This is a genomic window from Dietzia sp. CW19, assembly GCF_014145265.1.
Taxonomy (GTDB): Bacteria; Actinomycetota; Actinomycetes; order Mycobacteriales; family Mycobacteriaceae; genus Dietzia; species Dietzia natronolimnaea.
On sequence record NZ_JAALEE010000178.1, the window covers coordinates 1 to 5,131 of the forward strand.

Here is a 5,131-nt window from a genome sequence, read left to right on the forward strand (position 1 = left end):
TCGACGACGGCTTCGACCCGGAGATCTACCCGGTGACCGCGACGGCCGTGCGGGACATCGTCGACGAGCTGGCCGACGACACCCTCCTCGACGCCCCCGCGACCGGAGCGGTCGACGCGCTCCTGTCGGCCGGTGCGCGGTTGTCCGCCCGGGACCTGGCGGCCGTCCTCCACTCCCCCGACGGCTGGCCCGAGGTCGACCTCGAGGCGGGCGTCCGAGCGGCCCGGGCGTTCGGTTCCCCGGTCCCGGCCTGAGCGCGTCGAGGAGCAAGAAGTGCTGGTAAGGATAGGCTTTCGACGCTTGTGACTCCGCGCGCCGACTCCTAGCGTGGACACATGGACACCCCTCGCTCCACCCGCCACGACGCCGTCGAACCGCACGACGCCTCGGTCGGCGACAGACTCAACTGGCTTCGTGCCGCCGTCCTCGGGGCGAACGACGGCCTGCTCTCGACCGCCGGGCTCGTGATGGGCGTCGCTGCGGCCACCACCGACCGATCCGCCCTGATGGTCGCGGGGATCGCCGGCTTGTCCGCCGGCGCGTTCTCGATGGCCGTCGGCGAATACGTGTCGGTGAGCACCCAGCGGGATACGGAACGTGCGCTCATCTCCAAGGAGATCGGCGAACTCGACCGCGAGCCCGAGGCCGAGTTCGAAGAACTCGTCGGGCTCTACACCGCCAAGGGGCTCAGTGTGGACACCGCCCGGCTGGTCGCCACCGAACTCCACGCCGTCGATCCACTCTCCGCCCACCTCGACGCCGAACTGGGCATCGATCAGGAGGCACTGACCAACCCGATGCACGCAGCCGTCTCCTCCGCGATCGCCTTCACCCTCGGGGCGATCATCCCTCTGCTCGCCATCCTCGCCCCCGCCAGCCTGAGAGTGCCCACGATCGCGGTGCTCACCATGGTCGGTCTGGCGCTCGCGGGATACGTCTCCGCGCGTCTGGGAGACGCGGATCGGGGCAAGGCCGTGCGCCGGCTACTCCTCGGTGGTCTCGCGGCCATGGCAGCGACCTACGGGATCGGCTCGATCCTGGGAACCGCCGTCGCCTGACCGGGGACGGGTTGCTCGCTACTGCACCGGTGAGCCGATCTCTGCCACCATGGTCTGGTGAGAAGACTCGGTTACGTCGCGGCCAAGCGCCTCGCACTCGAGACACTCGGGTGGACGCTCGTCGTGCTGGGTATCGCCGCTCTGTTCCTCCCCGGCCCCGGGCTGCTCACTCTCTTCGCGGGCATGGTCGTGCTCTCCCAGCAGTACGAGTGGTTCGAGAAGCGGGTCGACCCCGTCAAGCGCGTGGCCCTCGAGGGCGCGTCCCGAGGGGTGCAGACCTGGCCGAGGATCACCGCGTCGGTGCTCGGCGTGGCGTGGCTGGTCGGACTCGGGATCTACTGGGGCCAGCACCCCCCGGCACCACAGTGGTGGCCCCTCGATCCAGCCTGGTGGTTCATCGGCGGGTGGGGCACCGGCGGAAGCCTGATCGGCTCCGGCCTGATCGGCCTCGTCCTCATCGTCTACTCGATCCGTCGATTCCGGGGGAACCCGTACGACCACGAGGTGGAGACCGAGCGCGAGAGGGAACGCCACGCCGCCCGCCACCGGGAGAGAGAGGAACGGCGACGGGCGCGGCACGACGTCACATCGGGCCGGAGGCCGCACCCGGCCGCGTCTCCCACCGGGCCGGGCGTCGCGTCGGACTGATCGGGCGTCACGTCAGGCTGAACGTCTCCTCGCCACCCACCGCGACCATGCGCTCCTGTCCGGCCACGCACACGTGGACCGGGGTCGAGTCGATCACACCGTCTCTGTGATGCACCGTGACGCTGTCCTGCATCACCGTCACCGTGAGCGGGGACCGCAGGTAGGTCATGTTGAAAGAGACCCCGTCGATATCCCGGGGCAGGTTGGGGTGGATCTGCAGCATCCCGTTCTCCACCCGCATCCCCGCGTAGAACCGCTGGATCAGGTCGACCGTCCCGGACATGACACCCATGTGGATACCCTCGCGGGTCGTTCCTCCCTGGATGTCGTTGACGTCGCTGCCCAGCGCCACCTTGAAACGATCCCAGGAACTGTCCGGGTCGAAGCGGGCGAGGACCCCGGCATGCGTGATGTAGGACAGGGTCGACCCGTGTGACGTGCGCTGGTCGTAGTAGTCGATGGTGCGCTGTGCGGCATCGTCCGCGAACCCATAGCCGAGTCTGGTGAAGACCCGCCGCAGTTCGTCGTCGCTGAACAGGAAGAACAGCATCACGGCGTCGGCCTGTTTGGCCAGTTTGTACCGGTCCGGGGTGTCGCCCTCGGCCTTGAGGATCCGGTCGAGCCGCTGGATGTTGCCGTATTTGGCACGGTAGGAGTTCCAGTCCAGCTCGTCGAGGTCCTCGTACCCCTCGAACTGGCTGATGATCCCGTCGTGGAACGGCACGAACATCTTGCGGCTCATGTCCTTCCACCGCTCGATCTCGTCGTCACGCAGTTCGAGCCGGGCGCGGACGGCGCCGGCCTGGGGCGCCGGCAGCAGGTCGAGCAGGTGGGCGGCGATGTCGCAGATCCACGCCACGAAGACGTTGGTGTAGGCGTTGTTGCGCAGCCCGCCCTCGGACGCGCCCGGGTACTTCTCGTGGTACTCGTCGGGCCCCATCACGCCGTGGATCTCGTAGCGCTGCCGCTCCGGTGAGTAGTGCGCGATGGACGACCAGAACCGCGCGATGCCGAGCATCATCTCCGCACCCCGGAACTCGAGGAACATCGTGTCCTCGGTGAGGGTGATGTACTGCCAGACGTTGTAGAAGATCGCCGCGCTGACGTGGCGCTGGTTGTGCGACAGGTCGATGTCCCACCGCCCCGACATCGGGTTGAGGTGGAGTTCCTGGGTCTGCTCCGTGCCGAGCGATCCGCTCTGCCACGGGAACATGAACCCCTCGTACCCGGCCGTCGCCGCCGCCACCCGCGCCTCGGACTGTCTCCGGTAGCGGTACATGAGCAGGCTGCGGGTGACGGCCGGGAGCCGGAAGGTCAGGAACGGGAAGACGAACAACTCGTCCCAGAACACGTGGCCCCGGTAGGCCTCGCCGTTGATCCCGCGGGCGGGCACGCCGGCGTCGAGGTCGGCGGTGTTGTGCGAGCACGTCTGCAGGATGTGACTGATGTGCACCCGCAGCAGGTGCTGGGCCTCGTCGTCGCCGAACACGTGGAGGTCGCACGCCTGCCACAACCGCTCCCAGGACTCGCGGTGGTGCGCGTACGCCGCACCGAACGGGCGCGACCGGGCGGCCGACCGGGAGGCGCGCAGGAGCGTGTCCCCCGTGGCCGGGTCACGCGAGGTGAACAGCGCCACCGACTTCTCGATCGTGGTGGGGACGTCGCGCTCCAGCTCCACGTGGAGGGTCTGCTGGATGTAGTCCGCCATCCGGAAGTCGGAGCGGGGCACGTCTCGTTTCCGACCGCCGGTCGAGACGAGGGTCCGTGCCGCGACACCGATGTTCACCTCGGACTGCCGGGTGCGCACCTTCAGCGCCATCACCTCGGGGTGCGGGAACACCGTGCTGCCCGGCCGGAGGTGGTCGCTCTCGAGTTGCCGGTATCGCGGTACGCCGTCGTTGGTGACGCGTCCGTCGAGCGCGCTCACGACCTCAGCCTGGCCGGACCAGTTCAGCGGCGTGATCGTCCACTCCATGTAGGCGTGGTGCATGCTGGCCATCGACGCGAAGCGCCGGCTCACCAACTCGGTCTCCCGCCCCTCCCGGTCGCGGAAGCGGATCTGGCGGGTCATCAGCGCCGAGCGCAGATCCACTCGGTGGCTGTACTCGAGGATCTCCACTTCTGCGAGCCGGAGCACCTCCGCCCCGCCGATCCTGAGCTTGAGCGGCAACCAGTTGGGCAGGTTGACCAGGTCCTCGTTGTGCACCGGGACGCCGCCGAGCATGGTGGTCGCGCGGTTGTACAGGCCGTGGACGTACGTCCCGGGGTAGTGGACCCCGTCGGCGTCCTCCCATTCGGCCGCGCCCCGCGTGCAGAGGTAGCCGTTGCCCGTCGACGTGAGGGTCTCGCGCAGCCCCTCCTCGCCGGGATCGAACCCGGAGTAGGACAGCGTGAAGGCGTCGGACCGCCCAGCGGTGGTGTCGTTCGAGGGCCCGGTCTGCAGAGTGGTCACGCGGTCGACCCTATCGACTGACCTGCGGTTCCGACGGGATCCCACGTGCTTGTTTCCGGGATCGTCATCTGGCCGAGACTCGTCGGCCACCGACGTATTGTATGATCTACGTCACAGTCGGGACGGCCCGGGCCGCGCCTCGGGGCCCGCCGTCGACCGTCGCGCCGGAACAGGGGTTCACCATGACCGTTCAGTTCATCGAGATCACGGAGGACGTGGCCGACAGGCTCCACGTCCTCACCACACCGACGGCCTGCCAGGTCGGCGATGCGCGCATGATCATCGTCGATCTGCTCGGCTCCGGTCCGTCATGGCCACTGTCCGTCCTCGTCGACCACGTGTGCACCGCGTACGAGGCTCCCGACGGGGAACGTCTCATGGTCGACCTCCGGGAGGGCATGGCCGAGGACGAGCTCCGCGACGAGCCGGCACTCCGGCACGTGACGTGGGTGCGCGCCACGCGCCTCGCGCTCAAGGAACTCACCGACTCCGGAGAAGTGGTCTGGAGCCTGCCCTCGGACGATCCGGACGAGGTCGACCACCCCGAGGTCGAGGTCCTGATGTCCGGCGCGGAACCGCGCGCCTTCCGCGTCTACGTGGGGGATCCGCTCCCGGACGGCTCGGTGTCCCTGCGGTAGTAGGGCCCACCGCGGCCGTCCGTACCGTTCTCCCCCGTACCGCCGCCCTGGACGCCCCCGACGTCCGTGCCGCCGCCCCGAGTGCCGCCGCCCTGCGTGCCCCCGCCGTCCGTGCCGCCCCGGTAGCGGACGGCCACGGCCAACATCACCGCGCCCACCGCGATGAAGGACAGCACCCGGAACAGGCCGGGCAGCGTGGCAAGGTCGAGGAACAACAACTTGGCGAGCGCGAGCGACCCCAGGACGAAACCCATCCTGCGGGCGTCCGAGAGCCGGGGACTCGGCGTGAGGATCAACCAGGCCGCGCAGCTGATCCACAGCACGGTGACCACCAA

Annotated in this window: 5 protein-coding genes and 1 pseudogene; 4 read left to right on the forward strand and 2 right to left on the reverse strand. The window is 68.9% G+C overall.

Annotated features, from left to right (window positions below):
* From G6021_RS06155 to G6021_RS06165, 3 genes and pseudogenes are all read left to right on the forward strand, one after another.
* Nucleotides 1-254: pseudogene (locus G6021_RS06155) on the forward strand (hypothetical protein); the annotation flags it as partial.
* 81 nt (nucleotides 255-335) lie between these two features.
* Nucleotides 336-1,058 (forward strand): VIT family protein, encoded by a 723-nt coding sequence (locus G6021_RS06160; protein ID WP_017838261.1) that lies wholly within the window; start codon nucleotides 336-338, stop codon nucleotides 1,056-1,058.
* Between the two features lie 57 nt (nucleotides 1,059-1,115).
* Nucleotides 1,116-1,706 (forward strand): PGPGW domain-containing protein, encoded by a 591-nt coding sequence (locus G6021_RS06165; RefSeq protein WP_179524306.1) that lies wholly within the window; start codon nucleotides 1,116-1,118, stop codon nucleotides 1,704-1,706.
* Between the two features lie 7 nt (nucleotides 1,707-1,713).
* Here G6021_RS06165 and G6021_RS06170 read toward each other — a convergent pair whose 3' ends face one another.
* Complete coding sequence (locus tag G6021_RS06170; protein WP_179524305.1) at nucleotides 1,714-4,158, reverse strand: glycoside hydrolase family 65 protein; 2,445 nt, start codon at nucleotides 4,156-4,158, stop codon at nucleotides 1,714-1,716.
* Nucleotides 4,159-4,340: 182 nt separating this feature from the next.
* Here G6021_RS06170 and G6021_RS06175 point away from each other — a divergent pair, with 182 nt between their 5' ends.
* A complete protein-coding gene (locus G6021_RS06175) occupies nucleotides 4,341-4,796 on the forward strand; it encodes a hypothetical protein (protein WP_042330231.1) in 456 nt (151 codons plus the stop codon).
* On the opposite strand, the gene G6021_RS06180 is transcribed toward G6021_RS06175, so the two are convergent.
* Nucleotides 4,751-5,131: DUF2339 domain-containing protein (locus G6021_RS06180; protein WP_206682644.1), on the reverse strand; the 381-nt coding region annotated here is incomplete at its 5' end. The genes G6021_RS06175 and G6021_RS06180 overlap by 46 nt on opposite strands.

Bases quoted from the DNA above. Each gene is read 5' to 3' on its own strand.
- G6021_RS06160 (WP_017838261.1), top strand. From the start codon at position 336: ATGGACACCCCTCGCTCCACCCGCCACGACGCCGTCGAACCGCACGAC.
- G6021_RS06175 (WP_042330231.1), top strand. From the start codon at position 4,341: ATGACCGTTCAGTTCATCGAGATCACGGAGGACGTGGCCGACAGGCTC.